14 protein-coding genes are annotated in these 18857 nt (G+C 33.9%); 12 read left to right on the forward strand and 2 right to left on the reverse strand.

Translation table 11 applies throughout. The features are described from left to right. Window positions 1–28: 28 nt before the first annotated feature. Window positions 29–1081, forward strand: coding sequence for a sugar phosphate isomerase/epimerase (locus Q0998_RS09845; protein WP_299669532.1), 1053 nt, complete (start codon window positions 29–31; stop codon window positions 1079–1081). Window positions 1082–1127: 46 nt separating this feature from the next. Here Q0998_RS09845 and Q0998_RS09850 read toward each other — a convergent pair whose 3' ends face one another. After that, complete coding sequence (locus tag Q0998_RS09850; RefSeq protein WP_299669534.1) at window positions 1128–1955, reverse strand: universal stress protein; 828 nt, start codon at window positions 1953–1955, stop codon at window positions 1128–1130. 176 nt (window positions 1956–2131) lie between these two features. Here Q0998_RS09850 and rimP point away from each other — a divergent pair, with 176 nt between their 5' ends. The 3 genes from rimP (at window position 2132) to infB (ending at window position 6768) form a co-directional block, all read left to right on the forward strand. Further along, window positions 2132–2593 (forward strand): ribosome assembly cofactor RimP, encoded by a 462-nt coding sequence (gene rimP, locus Q0998_RS09855; RefSeq protein ID WP_299669536.1) that lies wholly within the window; start codon window positions 2132–2134, stop codon window positions 2591–2593. A gap of 12 nt (window positions 2594–2605) precedes the next feature. After that, a complete protein-coding gene (nusA, locus tag Q0998_RS09860) occupies window positions 2606–3862 on the forward strand; it encodes a transcription termination factor NusA (RefSeq protein ID WP_299669538.1) in 1257 nt (418 codons plus the stop codon). 65 nt (window positions 3863–3927) lie between these two features. Beyond that, window positions 3928–6768, forward strand: coding sequence for a translation initiation factor IF-2 (gene infB / locus Q0998_RS09865; RefSeq protein WP_299669540.1), 2841 nt, complete (start codon window positions 3928–3930; stop codon window positions 6766–6768). Window positions 6769–6868: 100 nt separating this feature from the next. Here infB and Q0998_RS09870 read toward each other — a convergent pair whose 3' ends face one another. Then, window positions 6869–7237 carry an SPOR domain-containing protein gene (locus Q0998_RS09870; protein ID WP_299669542.1) on the reverse strand — a complete coding sequence of 123 codons (369 nt, stop codon included), beginning with the start codon at window positions 7235–7237 and terminating at the stop codon, window positions 6869–6871. A gap of 201 nt (window positions 7238–7438) precedes the next feature. On the opposite strand from Q0998_RS09870, the gene Q0998_RS09875 reads away from it, so the two are divergent. The 8 genes from Q0998_RS09875 (at window position 7439) to Q0998_RS09910 (ending at window position 18791) form a co-directional block, all read left to right on the forward strand. Continuing rightward, window positions 7439–8740, forward strand: coding sequence for a c-type cytochrome (locus tag Q0998_RS09875; RefSeq protein WP_299669544.1), 1302 nt, complete (start codon window positions 7439–7441; stop codon window positions 8738–8740). A 74-nt stretch (window positions 8741–8814) separates the two neighbouring features. Continuing rightward, the gene (locus Q0998_RS09880; RefSeq protein WP_299669546.1) at window positions 8815–11880 is read left to right on the forward strand and encodes a TAT-variant-translocated molybdopterin oxidoreductase; all 3066 of its coding nucleotides are present in this window, start codon (window positions 8815–8817) and stop codon (window positions 11878–11880) included. 22 nt (window positions 11881–11902) lie between these two features. Then, complete coding sequence (gene nrfD, locus Q0998_RS09885; protein WP_299669548.1) at window positions 11903–13360, forward strand: NrfD/PsrC family molybdoenzyme membrane anchor subunit; 1458 nt, start codon at window positions 11903–11905, stop codon at window positions 13358–13360. A gap of 2 nt (window positions 13361–13362) precedes the next feature. Further along, window positions 13363–13890, forward strand: coding sequence for a DUF3341 domain-containing protein (locus Q0998_RS09890; RefSeq protein ID WP_299669549.1), 528 nt, complete (start codon window positions 13363–13365; stop codon window positions 13888–13890). Between the two features lie 10 nt (window positions 13891–13900). Continuing rightward, window positions 13901–14455 carry a cytochrome c gene (locus tag Q0998_RS09895; RefSeq protein ID WP_299669551.1) on the forward strand — a complete coding sequence of 185 codons (555 nt, stop codon included), beginning with the start codon at window positions 13901–13903 and terminating at the stop codon, window positions 14453–14455. Window positions 14456–14476: 21 nt separating this feature from the next. Then, on the forward strand, window positions 14477–15931 hold the full coding sequence (locus Q0998_RS09900; RefSeq protein WP_299669553.1) for a quinol:cytochrome C oxidoreductase: 1455 nt from the start codon (window positions 14477–14479) through the stop codon (window positions 15929–15931). Window positions 15932–15967: 36 nt separating this feature from the next. Next, window positions 15968–16975 carry a cytochrome c oxidase subunit II gene (locus tag Q0998_RS09905; RefSeq protein ID WP_299669555.1) on the forward strand — a complete coding sequence of 336 codons (1008 nt, stop codon included), beginning with the start codon at window positions 15968–15970 and terminating at the stop codon, window positions 16973–16975. 34 nt (window positions 16976–17009) lie between these two features. After that, entirely contained in the window at window positions 17010–18791 is a 1782-nt protein-coding gene (locus Q0998_RS09910; protein WP_299669557.1) for a cbb3-type cytochrome c oxidase subunit I, read from the forward strand. Window positions 18792–18857 lie beyond the last annotated feature (66 nt).

Below are 18857 nucleotides of genomic sequence, written 5' to 3' on the forward strand. Positions count from 1 at the left end.
CTTCCCTCGGGGAAGGTTCGGATAGAATATGAAAAAAATAAAAGGACCTGCCGTTTTTTTAGCGCAGTTTGCTGGAGATAATGCGCCATTTAACACGTTAGATAACTTGTGCAAATGGTTTGCAAATCTAGGATATAAAGGAGTACAGTTGCCTACTTGGGACAAAAGAATTATTGATATTGCCAAAGCTACAGAAAGTAAAAATTATTGCGATGAAATTAAAGGAATCGTAAATGCTTATGGATTAGAAATTACTGAGCTTGCATCGCATTTACAAGGGCAATTGGTTGCAGTAAACCCTGCTTACAATACTATGTTTGATGGTTTTGCACCAGAAAACTGTAGAAATAACCCAAAGAAAAGAACAGCATGGGCAGTGCAACAATTAAAAAATTGTGCAATTGCGAGCAAAAATTTCGGATTAACTGTTCATGGAACCTTTTCGGGTTCTTTAATGTGGCACACGATGTATCCTTGGCCGCAAGCACCAAAAGATTTGGTAAAAATGGGTTTTGAAGAATTGGCAAAACGTTGGTTACCCATTTTAAATACGTTTGATGAAAATGGCGTAGCTGTTTGTTACGAAATTCATCCAGGAGAAGATTTGCACGACGGCATCACTTTTGAGCGTTTTTTAAAAGCAACAGGAAATCATAAAAGCGTAAATATTTTGTATGACCCAAGTCATTTTGTGTTGCAACAACTAGATTATTTAAAATACATTGATTATTACCATGAACATATCAAAATGTTTCATGTAAAAGATGCCGAATTTAATACTTCAGGAAAAAGTGGCGTGTATGGTGGTTATCAAGATTGGAAAGACAGAGCTGGTAGATTTAGGTCTCTAGGCGACGGACAAATAGATTTTAAAAGTATTTTTTCTAAATTAACCCAATACGATTGTGATGTTTGGGCAGTTTTAGAATGGGAGTGTTGTATTAAGTCTCCAGAACAAGGCGCAAAGGAAGGTGCACCATTCATTCAAAATCATATTATCGATGTAACTGAAAAAAGTTTTGATGATTTTGCAGGTGGTTCAGTAGACAAGCAACAATTAAAAAATATTTTAGGAATTTAAAAAAATAAAAAATCCTTCTTAAAAATAGAAATCGAAACTAACATTTTCAAACCTTAACCGTAAACATCGGTTTTAAGGCTTTTTTAGACAAGTTTTTGGCAACGCTTCCTCTAAATAAGTGAGAAATTCCGCTTCTACCATGAGTACTTAAGGCAATTAAATCTGCGTTTTTTTCTCTAGAAAAGTTAATGATTCCTTTTTCAACAGAAGTATCGTTGTAAATATTTATAGAATATTTTGGTAATTTGTGCCCTTTTATAAACTCTTTTACGTTTTGCTCAGCATTGTGAGTAATTTCAAAATGTGAAGGTGTATTTACTTTTAACAAATGTATTTTACTTTCAAACGCATTTGCAAAATTTAAGAACTTAGCAAACACTTCTTTGTTGTCTTTTTTAAAGTTAGAAGCAAAAACCAAATTCTTTAATTTAAAGTTCTTACTATCTCTTTTTACTACAATAACAGGTCTTTTCGAGCTTCTAACAATTTTTTCTGTATTAGAACCAATCACTATTTCTTCGAATTCAGAGTGACCTTTTGAACCCATAATAATTAAATCTGCATCAATTTTATCTGCATATTTTTTAATCCCGTTATACGGAGTGTTTAATTTTATAAAATATTCAACAGCAATATCTTCAGAAAAAAACTTGGCTTTAAAATATAAAACTTTTTCTCTTGTTTTTCTTAAATACAGCATGCTTTCAGGGATGCTAAACTTGCTGCTTGCACCCATATCTACAACGCCAGAAGGGAGCTCTATCATGTGTATCAAATACACTGTGGCATTGGTTTTTTTAGCAATTTTAGATGCTATTTTAGTAGCATATTCAGACGGTTTAGAAAAATCGATGGGAACTAGAATTTTTTTCATAAGTCAGAATTTTAAGAGATGAATTTGGTGATATCTAAAGTTACAAAAAAATAATGAATTAGAGTTGGTTTGGTAAATCATAAACAATTCGTATATTTGCACCGAAATTTATGGCAAATGGAGAAATGAAGGGGACTTAAAGTCCCCTCTTTTTATACTTCATTTTAAGGATTAAGATGGATCAAAATAAAATAAAAGACTTAGTAGACGAAGCATTGGCACTTAATGAGTCTTTGTTCTTAATAGATTTATCAATCTCTCTAAACAATAAGATTCAAGTTACTGTAGACGGAGATAATGGTGTTCCTTTAAGTGAATGCATGCGTATTAGTAGAACTATAAACAATAATTTAGATAGAGAAGAAGAAGATTTCTCACTAGAAGTTTCTACACCAGATATTTCTCACGCATTAACAAAAAAGAGACAGTATATTAAAAATATCGGCAGAATATTAAAAGTAAAAACTGCAGCAGAAGAATTAGAAGGCACTTTGGTAGTAGCAGATGAAGATAAAATAGTGCTACAATGGAAAGCCAGAGAACCAAAACCAGTTGGTAAAGGTAAAGTTACTGTAGAAAAAACAGCAACGCTAGCATATAAGGAGATTAAAGAAGCAAAAGTGAAAATTGTATATTAAGCAAAAAATGTAATGGAGAATATAGCATTAATTGATTCGTTTTCAGAATTTAAAGATAACAAAAGCATAGACAGAGTAACATTAATGTCTATTTTAGAAGAAGTATTTAGAGCTGCTTTAAAGCGTAAGTTTGGTTCTGATGATAATTTTGATATTATTATCAACCCAGATAAAGGAGATTTAGAAATTTGGAGAAATAGAGTTGTTGTTGCCGATGGTTTTTCTGAAGATGATAATGAAGAGATAGAGCTTGCAGAAGCAAGATTGATTGAGCCAGATTTTGAAATTGGAGAAGATGTTTCTGAAGAAGTAAAATTAATAGATTTAGGAAGAAGAGCCATTTTAGCATTACGTCAAAACTTAATTTCTAAAATATATGAACATGATAGTACAAATATCTTTAAGCAATTTAAAGAATTAGAAGGCGAGTTATACAGTGCAGAAGTACACCACATTCGTCACAATGCTATTATTTTGTTAGATGATGATGGAAACGAAATCGTATTGCCAAAAAGTGAGCAAATTCGTTCAGACTTTTTTAGAAAAGGAGATTCTGTAAGAGGTGTTATAAAAACAGTAGAATTAAGAGGAAACAAACCAGCAATTATATTGTCTAGAACCTCTCCGTTATTTCTAAATAAATTATTCGAGCAAGAAATTCCAGAAGTTTTTGATGGTTTAATTACTGTAGAAGGAGTTGCAAGAATACCAGGAGAAAAGGCAAAAGTAGCGGTAGATTCTTATGATGATAGAATAGATCCTGTAGGAGCTTGTGTAGGTGTAAAAGGTTCAAGAATTCATGGCATAGTTCGTGAATTGGGTAATGAAAATATTGACGTGATTAATTATACCAAAAACGAACAACTGTTTATTTCAAGAGCATTAAGTCCTGCAAAAGTGACTTCAATGGAAATTGAAATGTATGAAGAAGAAAAGAATGGTAAAAAAGGACGTGTAAGTGTACTTTTAAAACCAGAAGAAGTTTCTAAAGCAATTGGTAGAGGTGGTGTTAATATTCGTTTAGCGAGCGAATTAACAGGTTACGAAATAGATGTTAAGAGAGAAGGTCTTGAAGAAGAAGATGTAGAATTAACAGAATTCGGAGATGAAATCGAAGATTGGGTAATTGTAGAATTCAAAAAGATTGGTTTAGATACGGCAAGAAGCGTATTAGAAACTAGTGTAGAAGAATTGGTAAAAAGAACAGATTTAGAAGAAGAAACAATTCTAGATGTTCAGAGAATTTTGAAAGAAGAATTCGAAGACTAGTTTAAAATTATAGAGTAATCGTAAAAAAGTATATTTTTACAAATTAAAAGGCTAAAAAATAATATATGTCTGAAGGCAAAACAACGAGGCTTAATAAGGTTTTAAGAGAATTAAATATTTCTCTAGATAGAGCAGTAGAATATTTAGCAGATAAAGGTCATGAAATAGAATCTAGACCTACTACTAAAATTTCTGGTGATGTCTATCAAGTCCTGCTAGATGGTTTCCAAACAGATGCTAGTAAAAAAGCAGCTTCTAAAGAGGTTGGTGAAGAAAAGCGAAAAGAAAAGGAAGCAATTCGTGCAGAACTAGAAGCGAAGCAAGAGCAGAAAAGAGCAGAAGACGCTAAGAAAGAAGAAGTTTTAAAAGCCAAAGCTAAAAAAGTAGAGGTTAAAACTGTAGGTAAAATAGACATCGATAACATTGGTAAAAAGCCAGATGATAAAAAAGATGTTGTAGCAGAAAAACCAAAAGAGGAAGCTCCAAAAGCGGTTGAGCCAGAGAAAGAGGTTGTTGTAGAAAAACCAAAAGAAGAGGTAATTAAAGCACAAGTGCCAAAATTAAAAGGACTTAAGGTTGTTAATGTTGAAACACCTGCTTCTAAAATAGAAAAAGAGGCCTCTAAAGTAGAGAAAAAAATAGAAGGAAAAACGGACGCTTCGAAAGAAGACGAGAAAGTCGAAGAAGTTACTGCAGAAAACGCAGAAGCTATTAAGACACAGTATAAGAAGCTAGACGGGCCAAACTTTACAGGTAAGAAAATTGATTTAAAACAATTTGAAAAGCCTAAAAAGAAGAAGCCAGATCCTAAAAAGGATACAGCCTCAGATCCTAGAAAAAAACGTAAACGTATCAGCAAACCTGGTACACCAGCCCCAAATGCACCAAGACCAAGAGGAACGGGCCCTAGAGGTGCAAACAGTGCTGCAGGTAATAACAGACCTGGTTTTAGAGGAGGAGCAAGAGGAGGTCAAAGATCACCTGCCGTTAAGAAAGAAGAACCAACAGAAGCAGATATTCAAAAGCAAGTAAGAGAAACGCTAGAAAAACTTCAAGGGAAATCTTCTAGAGGAAAAGGAGCAAAATATCGTAGAAATAAAAGAGAAGCGCACAGAGAGCATACAGAAGCAGAATTAGAAGCACAAGCTTTAGATAATAAGATCTTAAAAGTAACAGAATTTGTTACGGTAAGTGAAGTTGCCACAATGATGGAAGTTCCTGTAACAAACATTATTTCAGCATGTATGTCTTTAGGAATGATGGTGACAATGAATCAGCGTTTAGATGCTGAAACATTGGTAATTGTTGCAGAAGAATTTAACCACAAAGTAGAATTTGTAGGTGCAGAAGTAGAAGAATCTATAGAAGAAATAGAAGACAAACCAGAAGATTTAGAAACACGTGCGCCAATTATTACGGTAATGGGTCACGTAGATCATGGTAAAACTTCTTTATTAGATTATATTAGAAAAGCAAATGTAATTGAAGGTGAAAGTGGAGGAATTACGCAACATATTGGAGCATACTCTGTAAAAGTTGGAGATCAAAAAATTGCATTTTTAGATACACCAGGTCACGAAGCCTTTACGGCAATGAGAGCGCGTGGTGCACAAGTTACAGATTTAGTAATTATTGTAGTTGCGGCAGATGATGATGTTATGCCACAAACCAAAGAGGCAATTTCTCATGCACAAGCTGCAGGAGTTCCAATCATATTTGCAATCAATAAGATCGATAAGCCAAACGCAAATCCAGATAATGTAAAAACACAATTATCTTCAATGAATTTATTAATTGAAGAATGGGGTGGAAGCATTCAATCACAAGATATTTCTGCAAAAACAGGAGAAGGTATTCCAGAATTGTTAGAAAAAGTTTTATTAGAAGCAGAGGTTTTAGAATTGAAAGCAAACCCTAATAAAAATGCAGTTGGTGCAGTTGTTGAAGCCTTATTAGATAAAGGTAGAGGATATGTTTCTACCATATTAGTACAAGCAGGAACTTTAAAAATTGGAGATTACTTATTAGCTGGTAAGCACAGTGGTAAGGTAAGAGCAATGTTTGATGATAAAGGGAATAACTTGCAAAAAGCAGGACCTTCTACACCAGTATCAATTCTAGGATTAGATGGCGCGCCACAAGCAGGAGATAAGTTTGTTGTTTTTGATGATGAAAGAGAAGCGAAACAAATCGCTTCGAAACGTTCTCAATTACAACGCGAGCAATCTGTTAGAACTCAGAAAACATTAACCTTAGATGAAATCGGACGTAGAATTGCCTTAGGAGACTTTAAAGAATTAAACATCATCTTAAAAGGAGATGTAGATGGTTCTGTAGAGGCCTTAACAGATTCTTTCCAGAAATTGTCTACAGAAGAAATTCAAGTAAATATTTTACACAAAGGTGTTGGTGCCATTACAGAAAGCGATGTTTTATTAGCAACAGCTTCCGATGCAATTATTGTAGGATTTAATGTACGTCCGCAAGGAAACGCAAGAATGATTGCAGACAAAGAAGAAGTAGATATTAGAACCTATTCTATTATTTACGATGCAATTGGCGACTTAAAAGATGCCATGGAAGGAATGTTATCTCCAGAAATGAAAGAAGAAGTTTCTGGTACAGTAGAAATTAGAGAAGTCTATAAAATTTCTAAAGTAGGTAATATTGCAGGTTGTATGGTAATATCTGGTAAAATATTTAGAGATTCTAAAGTTAGAATTATTAGAGAAGGAATTGTAGTTCACGACGGAGTTTTATCATCATTAAAACGATTTAAAGACGATGTTAAAGAAGTTGCAAAAGGATATGATTGTGGACTTCAATTGAAGAACTACAATGACATACAAGAAGGCGACGTGATTGAAGCTTATAAAGAAGTAGCAGTTAAAAAGAAATTAAAATAAAGTAGTTTCTTAGATAAATTAAAAGCCGAAATTCTATAGAATTTCGGCTTTTTATATATATGTTCAGTCGCTATCAAAAGGAAGACATTTACAAACTAAATTATTTTCCTACAGGAACAACAATCGTCCCAGAGAACTCATTTCTAAAAAGTAAGTTCGCTCTGTCAGCCTCCAATTTTGTTTTGTAATTCCCCACTTGTACTTTCCATTCAGGTGAATTGTAAATTAGTTTAGAAGCTACACGAGGATATAAAATTCTAAATCTAGAGCGTTTGCTTTTGGCGTTTCGTTCCGCTCCGTTATAAATTTGAATGACATAACCAAAACCAACAGTTTTGTTGTAATTTCTCTTTTTTTCTAGGAGCTTTTTTATAGATTCACTACTATTTGTTACATTTTGAGAGCATAAAACCCCAGCATTTGATATAAAAATGAATAAAAATATCTTTAAAAAAAGTGTGTTTTTCATAATTTAAAATGTTTCTACAAAAATAACGACTTGCTAGCGAATAAATTGAATATGCTGCTTATTTAGAACTGTTATAAATTGATATTTAAGATTCTATTCCTTTTCCACAATTTAGTAATATGTAGTATTTTTGTAGAACTGTTCAGAAACGGTTTTTTTTGAACGAATTTGTACTCGATACTAAAATTATAGTTTGTAAATATGAAAAGTGTAGCATTGCACAGTAGACTAACTTCAGTACTCCTAAAAAGTTTTACATTACTTTTATTTTTTGCGTTCAGCGTATCTTCTTATTCGCAAGATGTAGATGAAGCTCGTCAAAAAGAAGGGAAAAAATTATTCAAATCTTTATGTGCTTCTTGTCATAAATTAGATAAGAAATTAGTAGGGCCAGCATTAGGTGGTGTTGAAGAACGTAGAGAAAATTCATGGTTAAAATCTTGGATAAAAAATAACGCAGCGTTTCAAAAAGTAAATGCGGATGCGGCAGAAGCAGCTTTGTATAGCGCAACAGCTATGAATGCTTTTCCTCAGTTGTCAGATAAAAATATAGATGATGTTTTATATTATACAACCGTAGGTGAAATCTTAAAGAAACCAGTTGCAGGTGAAGCGGGTGTAACTACACAGGTGCTTGCGCCAAGTGGTGCTCCTGAATGGTTGATTTATTTTTTAGCAGCTGCAATTGTGGTCGCGTTTTTAATGATTGCTAGTTTATTAAAACAGGTAAGTGAATTAAAAGGAAATAAGAAACCAGAAATTCAGTCTAATTTAAGAAGAGATCTTCAAGAACTTTGGATTGGTGTTAAAAAGAATACATTTATAAAAGTTTTAGCAACTATTTTTGTATTGTTGGTTGGGGCTTATTTTGTTTTTGGAACTTTGTACAGCGTTGGTATAGATCAAGGGTATCAGCCCATTCAACCCATTGCATTTTCACATAAAATTCACTCAGGAGAAAATAAAATAGATTGTCAGTATTGTCACTCATCTGCAAAGCATAGTAAGCATTCTGGGATCCCTTCGGTAAACGTTTGTATGAACTGTCATAAAGCAATTGCAGAAGTAGCAGAAGGAACAGAAATTCAGTGGAACGGAATGACTTATGGTAAAGAACAGTTAGACCAAGAGATTGCCAAAGTTTATGAAGCTGCAGGTTGGGATGCTGAGAATTTAGCATATACTGGTGATGAAAAACCTATCAAATGGGTTCGCATTCATAACCTTCCAGATTTTGCTTATTACAACCATGCACAACACGTAACTGTGGGTGGTGTAAAATGTCAGAAATGTCATGGACCTGTAGAAGAGATGGATGAGATGTACCAATATTCTCCATTAACAATGGGTTGGTGTATCAACTGTCATAGAGAAACAAATGTAGATTTAAAAGGAAACGATTATTACGCTAAAATTCATGAGCAATTAGCAGACAAATACGGAGTAGAAAAAGTTACGATTGCTCAGTTAGGTGGATTAGAGTGTGGTAAATGTCATTATTAATCAAAAATTAAAATGAAAAGAATTATGAAGTTTCTAACTTCTAAATCTTTGAATCAATAAATAAAAAAGTTTAAATGGCTTCAAGCAAAAAATACTGGAAAAGTGTTGAAGAACTAAAAGGTAGTTCTGTTGTTGAAACGCTGAATAAAAATGAATTTGTAGAGAATATTGCTACAGACGATTTTTTAGGTGATAAAGAAACGCTTGAGAATTCTTCTACAACACGTAGAGATTTCTTAAAATATGTTGGCTTTACAACAGCTGCAGCTTCATTAGCAGCTTGTGAAGGACCGGTTGTGAAATCGATCCCTTACGTTGTAAAACCGAACGATATTATTGCCGGTGTTCCAGATTGGTACGCTACTTCGATGGCAGATGGGTATGATTTCGCAAATATTTTAGTAAAAACACGCGAAGGTCGTCCAATTCAAATCATGCCTAATAAAGAGGCAAACGGAACTACAAGTGCTAGGGTTCAAGCAGCTGTACTTTCTTTATATGATGAAAAATTACGTTTAAAAGAGCCAACTAAAAATGGTACCGCTATTTCTTGGGGTGCTGCTGATAAAGAAATTACACAAAAATTAAACGATTTAAAAGAAGCTGGTAAGCAAGTTGTTCTATTAACAGGGACAATGGCGAGCCCATCAACAGATAAAGTTGTTAATGAATTTCTTATCACATATCCGAATGCAAAGCATGTAATTTACGATGCAATTTCAGAAGCTGGTGCACTAGACGCTTTTCAAGCAACTTATGGCAAAAGAGCTTTACCAAATTATAAATTAGAGAATGCAGAAACAATTGTTTCTTTCGGTGCAGATTTCTTAGGAGATTTTCATGGAGGTTTCGAAAAAGCCTATGTGAATGGTAGAAAGCCAGAAACAGGCAAAATGTCTTACCATGTTCAACTAGAGAGTAACATGTCTCTTACAGGAGCAAATGCAGACAAACGTATCACTGCGAAACCATCTGATCTTGTTTTCGGATTGATCAATTTATACAATGCAATAACTAAAGAAGGTGTGGCTTCAAAAGCAACTCCTTTAGATGTTGAAATTCAAAAAATTGCAAAAACCTTAAGAAAAGCAGGTTCTAAAGGTGTTGTAATGACGGGTATTAATGATGTGAATGCACAGTTGATATCTTTAGCAATAAACAAGGCTTTAAATAGTGAAATTTTAGACCCTAAGAATTCATTAAATATTCGCCAAGGTAATTTCAACCAAGTACAAGAACTCGTTTCAGATATGAAGTCTGGGAAAGTTGGCGGTATCTTAGCAATAAACGTAGATCCATCATATTCTTTGCCAAATGCTACTGAATTTTCAGAAGCATTAAAAAATGTGGATTTAAAAGTAGCTTTATCTGTAGAAAACAACGCAACTGTAGATGCAATGGATTATGCACTGCCTGCACCTCATTTCTTAGAATCTTGGGGTGATACTCATTTTTCTGAAGGAAATTATGGTTTAATACAGCCTACAATACAGCCATTATTTAAAACGCGTCAAATTCAAGATACATTATTAAAATGGTCAGGGAATACAACTTTTTATTATGATTATTTAAAATTTTTCTGGGGAACAGATGTTTTAGAGGGTTCATCTTGGAACAAAGCGTTGCACAATGGTTTTTACCAAAAAACAATTGCTGTTACTGAGGCTAGTGTAGAAAGTCCTGCAACTGTTTCAATTGCAGACGCTGCAAGAATTTTAAAAACAATTACAACTCCTTCAGCAATGGAGCTGAGCTTATATACAAAGACTGGTTTAGGAGATGGGAAACAAGCAAACAATCCTTGGTTGCAAGAATTTCCAGATCCAATTACAAGAGCTTCTTGGGACAATTATTTAACAATGTCTATTCCAGATGCTAGAGCATTAGGTTTTTCAAACCCTGTAAAAGACAACGGTGCTATCAATGGCGATTATGCGAAAGTATCGGTGAACGGTAAAGAAGTTGTAGTTCCTGTAATGATTCAGCCAGGTCAGGCAAATGGTTCTGTAGGTTTGGCATTAGGTTTTGGAAAAACATTTGGTTTAAAAGAAGAAATGCAGGTGGGTGTGAATGCATATCCTTTATACAAAGGTGGCAATAGCATTCAATACAATGTAGCGATAGAAAAAGTAGTGGGAACTCACAAGTTTGCTTGTACACAAGTACAGAAAACAATTGCGGGTCGTCATGATATTTTAAAAGTAGCTTCATTAAAAGAATATAAAAATGTAGATCCTAAAGATCATCACCATGGATGGAACAAGCCAGCGTATGTTTCTTATGATCACAAAGAAGTAGAAGCAAATACAATAGACCTTTGGGATGAACACAATAGAGATATTGGGCATCACTTTAATTTATCTATAGATTTAACTTCTTGTACAGGGTGTGGTGCTTGTGTGGTTGCTTGTCATGCAGAAAACAATGTACCTGTGGTAGGTAAAAATGAAGTTAGAATTGGTAGAGATATGCACTGGTTGCGTATTGATAGATATTATTCTTCTAAAGTTGAAACAAGAGCAGAAGCAAAAGAATTAGGTTTAGGGATTGCAGAAACGTATCAAGTTTTAGAAACGGAGGCAGAAAATCCTGAAGTTACTTTTCAACCAATGATGTGTCAGCACTGTAACCATGCTCCTTGTGAGACGGTTTGTCCTGTTGCTGCAACAACACATGGTCGTCAAGGTCAAAATCAAATGACCTATAATAGATGTGTTGGTACAAGATATTGTGCAAATAACTGCCCTTATAGAGTTCGTAGATTTAACTGGTTTAGTTATGCAAATAATAACGAGTTCGATTTCAACATGAATAACGAATATGGTAAAATGGTGTTAAACCCAGATGTTGTAGTTCGTTCTAGAGGAGTTATGGAGAAATGTTCTATGTGTATTCAAATGACACAAGCAACAATTTTAAAAGCGAAGAAAGAAGGTAGAAAAGTAAATACAGATGAATTTGAAACAGCTTGTTCTTCTGCATGTACTACTGGAGCTTTGGTTTTTGGAGATGTGAATAACAAAGAAGACGAAGTAGCCGCATTAGCAGAAGATAAAAGAGCATACAATGTATTAGATTACCTTCAAACGAAGCCTAATGTAGTATATCAAGTAAAAGTAAGAAACACAAACGAAGCGTAATTAAATTTTAAGTTTTAAAAATATGTCTCATTACGAAGCACCCATAAGGGAACCTTTAGTATTAGGTGATAAAAGTTACCACGATATTACCGAAGACATTGCAAGACCTATAGAAGGGGCTGCAAATAAGAATTGGTACATAGCATTCTATATTTCTTTAGCAGCAATGCTTTGGGGATTCGGGTGTATCTTCTATACAGTAGGAACTGGTATTGGAGTTTGGGGATTAAATAAAAACATTGGTTGGGCTTGGGATATTACCAACTTTGTATGGTGGGTAGGTATTGGTCATGCAGGAACCTTAATTTCTGCAGTACTTTTGTTATTCCGTCAGAAATGGAGAATGGCCATAAACCGTTCTGCAGAAGCAATGACAATTTTTGCAGTATTTCAAGCAGGGTTGTTTCCAATCATTCACATGGGAAGACCATGGAACGCCTATTGGGTGTTACCGCTTCCAAATCAATTTGGTTCCTTGTGGGTAAATTTTAACTCACCATTACTTTGGGATGTATTTGCAATATCAACCTATTTATCTGTATCGTTAGTTTTCTGGTGGACAGGTTTATTGCCAGATTTTGCAATGATTCGTGATAGAGCTGTAAAGCCTTTTCAAAAGAAAATATATGCTTTATTATCATTTGGTTGGTCTGGTAGAGCAAAAGATTGGCAACGTTTCGAAGAGGTATCTTTGGTTCTTGCAGGTTTAGCAACACCATTAGTACTTTCTGTACACACAATTGTATCTATGGATTTTGCTACCTCAATCAATCCAGGTTGGCACTCAACAATTTTCCCTCCCTACTTTGTAGCTGGAGCGATCTTTTCAGGATTTGCAATGGTACAAACCTTGTTAGGAATTATGAGAAAGGTAACTAATATGGAAGATTATATTACCCGTATGCATATTGAGTATATGAATATTGTAATTATTTTAACTGGTGGAATTGTAGCTGTAGCTTATGCAACAGAGTTTTTTATCGCATGGTATACGGGTTCACCTTATGAAAATTACACCTATTTATCAGTAGGAGCAGCAACAGGTCCTTATGCTTGGGCATTCTGGTCTCTGATTATATTTAACATCATTACACCTCAGTTGCTTTGGATAAAGAAATTTAGAAGAAGTTTTATAATCACTTTTATCATCTCTATTGCTATCAATATAGGTATGTGGTTTGAACGTTTTGACATTATTGCAATTGTATTAAGTAAAGGGCATTTACCATCAACCTGGTGGCGTTTTGAGCCAACGTTTGTAGATGTAGGTATCTTTATTGGTACCATAGGATTTTTCTTTGTATTATTCTTATTATATGCAAGAACATTCCCTGTAATTGCACAAGCAGAAGTGAAAACAATTTTAAAATCTTCGGGTGAATTTTACAAGAAGAGAAGAGCACAAGGAGTTCCTACAAAACCTGCAATTGTTGTTGCAGTAGTTAAAAAGGAAGATGCTAATAACAATTTAAACGAATAATTATGGAATCATCAAAAGTTATTCACGCGTTTTATACTGATGACGAAATTTTGTTAGACGCTGTAAAAATTATAAAAGGAAAACATCATCATATCGAGGAAGTGTTTTGTCCATTTCCGGTACACGGACTAGACAAAGCAATGGGCTTAGCTCCAACAAGATTAGCAATTACAGCTTTCTTTTATGGAATTACAGGTTTGGCTTTTGCTATTTGGATGACAAATTATATGATGATAGAAGATTGGCCACAAGATATTGGTGGGAAACCAAGTTTTTCTTGGATGGAAAACATGCCAGCATTTGTACCAATTATGTTCGAATTAACCGTGTTTTTTGCAGCTCATTTAATGGTGATTACTTTTTATATGAGAAGTAGAATTTGGCCATTTAAAGATGCAGAAAATCCAGATCCAAGAACTACAGATGATCATTTTTTAATGGAAATTCCAGTGCATAATAACGAAGAAGAATTAACTTCTTTATTAGCAAGTACAGGAGCTGTAGAAATTAATGTAGTAGACAAGCACTAATATATAGATAATGAAGAATTTTAAGTTAATTATCGCTTTAGTAGTTTTTGCAAGTATCGTTTCTTGTAATGACAAAAAGACAAGACAAGCCCAATACATGCCAGACATGTATGAATCTATACCTTATGATGTAGATGCGGAAAATGGTTTGAAAGGAGAGCCTGTAAATAGTAAACCTGTGGTTGGTACCATACCACGTGGAGGAACACCTGCTTATGATATTCCTGATACGATAGACGGTTATGAGAAAGCTAAAACTGAATTGATTTCTCCTTTAGATAAGACTGAAAAGAATTTAGACAATGGTAAGAAGATGTACACCATTTATTGTGTTTCTTGTCATGGTAAGAAAGGTGATGGAAACGGATACCTATCAACATCAGAAAAATTTGCAGGAATACCAAACTATAAAGATAGAGATATTACAGAAGGTAGTATTTACCACGTATTAATACATGGTAAAAACTTAATGGGATCTCATTCAGGTCAGTTAACGTATAAAGAACGCTGGCAAATTGTACAATATGTAGAAGTATTGCGTGAAGATTTGTTAAAAACAGAATAAAAAAGATAGAATACGAAAGATATGTATCAATTCTCAGGTAAATTAAAAACATTCTCATTAGCACTAATTATTATTGGTGTTGTAGGAATTGCATTCAGTTTTTATAGTGGTTCTCAAAAGACCATAGAAGATGCTAGACATGCAATTGAAACATCTCATAGTGATGGCCATGGAAACACGCATGCAGAAACTGATAATGCTGAGCACAGCACAAAGACTGTTGAAAGCGATCATAACAGCGCTTCAGGAGTTCATGTTAGTGAAGAAAATATAGACAAAACAATGAGTGGGCACGGTGCTCATGATGACGATTCTCATGCAGAACATGTTTTACATCAAATGCAAAATAGACCTTGGTCTGCTTTTTATGTTGCTTTATTTTTCTCTTTAGGATTAACACTATTAATTTTAGCTTTCTATGCAATACAAAGAGTTGCACAAGTGGGTTGGTCTGTAGTTATTTTAAGAGTGATGGAAGCAATTACGGCAAATTTACTACCAGTATCTATCATTATGATTGTGGTGCTTGTGGCGTCTGTAATGCATTTAAATCATCTTTTTCCATGGATGGCTGAAGGAACTTTCGATCCTACAAGCCCTAATTACGATCCGATTGTAGATGGTAAATCTTGGTGGATGAATACGACAGGGTTTTTAGTAAGAAGTATCGCATACCTAGTAATTTGGAATGCCTACAGATTTATCATTAGAAAAGGTTCTATTAAAGAAGATACTGCAAACGATGGCAATAAAACGTATAAAAAAAATTACAACACATCAGTAGTATTTTTATTCTTGTTTATGATCTCAGAATCTATGATGTCTTGGGATTGGATCATGGGGTTAGATCCTCACTGGTTCTCTACATTATTTGGTTGGTATGTTTTAGCTACCTTATTGGTAAGTGCCTTAACTGTAATTGCTTTTGTAACTATTTATTTACGTTCTAAAGGTGCAATACCTGGTATTAACGACAGTCATATTCATGATTTAGCAAAATTTATGTTTGGTTTCTCTGTATTCTGGACGTATTTATGGTTTGCACAATTTATGTTAATCTGGTATGCAAACATTCCAGAAGAAACAACCTACTTTGTGGCAAGATTTACAGAATATAAAGTACCATTTTTAGCAATGGTTGTAATGAATTTTGTTTTTCCAATCTTGTTATTAATTAACAGTGATTTTAAAAGCAAACCTTGGTTTGTATTTATTGGAGGAACGGTAATCTTAATTGGTCATTATGTAGACGTATTCATCATGGTGATGCCATCTACAGTAGGCGCACAATGGTCATTTGGGATTCCAGAAATTAGTTCATTATTGTTTTTTATAGGATTGTTAATTTATACAACATTTAGTGCATTTGCAAAAGCAAATCCTATAGCAAAAGGAAATCCATTTTTAGAAGAAAGTGAACATTTCCATTATTACAATATTGAACACACAGGAGAAGGATCAGCTGATCATCATTAATAAATAATTGAATTAAAAAATTAAGACAAGATAAATATGCTAGCTCTATTTTATATTTTTATAGGTGTTGCGATTGGTGTAAGTGTTTGGCAGATTACTAGAATCATGAACTTTAGAAGTTCTATTGCTGATGATAAAGACAATGCTGCTCAAGGTAAATATGCACTCGGCTTTATGGCTTTTTTATATGCAATGATGATTTATTGTTTGATCTTCATGAATGTAATAATGCTGCCAGAATCTGCTTCTATTGAAGGAGAACATGACGATAATTTATTTGACATTACATTTTGGTTGATTGGAGTTGTTCAGTTTATCATGCAATTTTTAATTTTCTACTTTACTTTTAAATATAGAGGAAGCAAAGATAGAAAAGCAAAATTCTACGCAGACAGTCATAAACTAGAATTTATTTGGACGGTTACTCCAGCAGTTGTTTTGGTTGTACTAATTGGTTATGGTTTGTGGCAATGGAATAACGTAATGGATTTGTCTGATGAAAAAGATGCTATTGTTATAGAAGTATACTCTCAACAATTTAATTGGAAAGCACGTTATGCGGGTGCAGACAATACATTAGGTTTAGGAAATGTAAACTTTATCAAAGGTATCAATACCATGGGTGTTGATATGACAGATAAAAATGCAGCAGATGACAAACAAGTAACAGAATTGTATCTGCCTAAAGGAAGAAAAATACATTTTAAGTTTCGTTCTCAAGATGTGCTACACTCGGCCTATATGCCTCATTTTAGAGCGCAAATGAATTGTGTTCCAGGAATGGTTACAGAATTTGGTTTTACGCCAAAATATACTACTTTAGAAATGAGAGACCAACCTGAAGTGATTGAAAAAGTTATCGGAATCAATAAAATAAGAAAAGCAAAAGGAGAAGACCTTTACACCTTTGATTATTTGTTGCTATGTAACAAAATTTGTGGAGCATCTCATTACAACATGCAAATGAAAATTACGGTTGTAGAGCAAGACAAATACGATAAATGGTTGTCAGAGCAACCAACATTAGCAGAAGTTATTAAATAATTTATAATAAAAAATACTACAAATAAGTAAGATTATGTCAGATCATCATCATAAAGAAACTTTTGTAACAAAATATATTTTTAGTCAAGATCATAAAATGATCTCGAAACAGTTTTTAGTAACTGGTATGTTTATGGGAATCATTGCTGTTTTAATGTCAATGTTATTCCGTTTGCAACTTGCATGGCCAGATACTTCATTTTCTGTCGTAGAAGCTTTTCTAGGATCTCATCAAACAGATGGAATCATGGATCCAGATATCTACTTAGCTTTGGTTACCATACATGGTACCATTATGGTGTTTTTTGTATTAACAGCAGGTTTAAGTGGTACCTTTTCGAATCTATTAATTCCATTGCAAATTGGTGCAAGAGATATGGCTTCAGGTTTTTTAAACATGATTTCTTATTGGTTGTTCTTTATATCGAGTATCGTAATGGTTATCTCTTTATTTGTTGAAGCGGGACCAGCATCTGCCGGTTGGACAATTTATCCTCCATTAAGTGCATTGCCACAAGCAATTCCTGGTTCTGGAACTGGTATGACTTTATGGTTGGTGTCTATGGCAATATTTATCGCCTCTTCTTTAATTGGTGCATTAAATTATATTGTAACGGTATTAAATTTACGTACAAAAGGAATGAAAATGACAAGATTGCCATTAACAATTTGGGCATTCTTTATCACGGCAATTATTGGGGTAGTTTCTTTTCCAGTATTACTGTCTGCAGCATTATTATTAATTTTTGATAGAAGTTTTGGCACTTCCTTTTACTTATCAGATATCTTTATTTCTGGAGAAGTTTTACATTATCAAGGTGGGTCACCAGTATTATTTGAACACTTGTTTTGGTTCCTAGGACATCCAGAAGTATATATTGTATTATTACCCGCTTTAGGAATCACTTCAGAAATTATTTCAACAAACTCTAGAAAACCTATTTTTGGTTATAGAGCAATGATTGGTTCTATTATGGCAATTGCATTTTTATCTACAATTGTTTGGGGGCATCATATGTTTATTTCAGGAATGAATCCTTTCTTAGGTTCTGTATTTACATTTACAACATTACTAATTGCCATTCCATCTGCAGTAAAAGCATTTAATTATGTAACTACTTTATGGAAAGGGAATTTACAATTAAATCCTTCTATGCTATTTTCAATTGGTTTGGTGTCAACTTTTGTAACAGGAGGTCTAACAGGATTGGTTTTAGGAGATTCAGCCTTAGATATTAATATTCATGATACTTATTTTGTGGTAGCGCATTTCCATTTGGTAATGGGTGTTTCTGCAATATTTGGGATGTATGCTGGTATTTATCACTGGTTCCCGAAAATGTATGGTAGAATGATGAATAAAACATTAGGCTATTGGCACTTTTGGATCACCATTATCTGTGCTTACGGAGTTTTCTGGCCAATGCATTTTATCGGTTTAGCAGGTTTACCTAGAAGGTATTATACAAACACAAACTTTCCAATGTTTGATGATTTGACAGATATAAATGTGGTGATTACAATCTTTGCCTTGGTTGGTGGAGTAGCACAATTATTTTTTATAGCAAACTTCTTCATCTCGATGTATCGTGGAGAAAAAGCAACACAAAATCCTTGGAAATCTAATACGTTAGAATGGACTACGCCTGTAGAACATGTTCATGGTAACTGGCCAGGGAAATTACCAGAAGTTCATAGATGGGCTTATGATTATAGCAAACGTGTAGATGCGAATGATGACGATAGTGATTATTTACATGGTAAAGATTTTGTGTTACAAACAACACCTTTATTAGAAGGTGAAGAGCCAACATAATATATAGACTTGTCATTCCTGCGCCTGTGCTCAACTTGATTGGGTAAAGGCAGGAATCTCAAAATT

The sequence above is a fragment of the uncultured Polaribacter sp. genome (assembly GCF_947501385.1).
Lineage (GTDB): Bacteria > Bacteroidota > Bacteroidia > Flavobacteriales > Flavobacteriaceae > Polaribacter.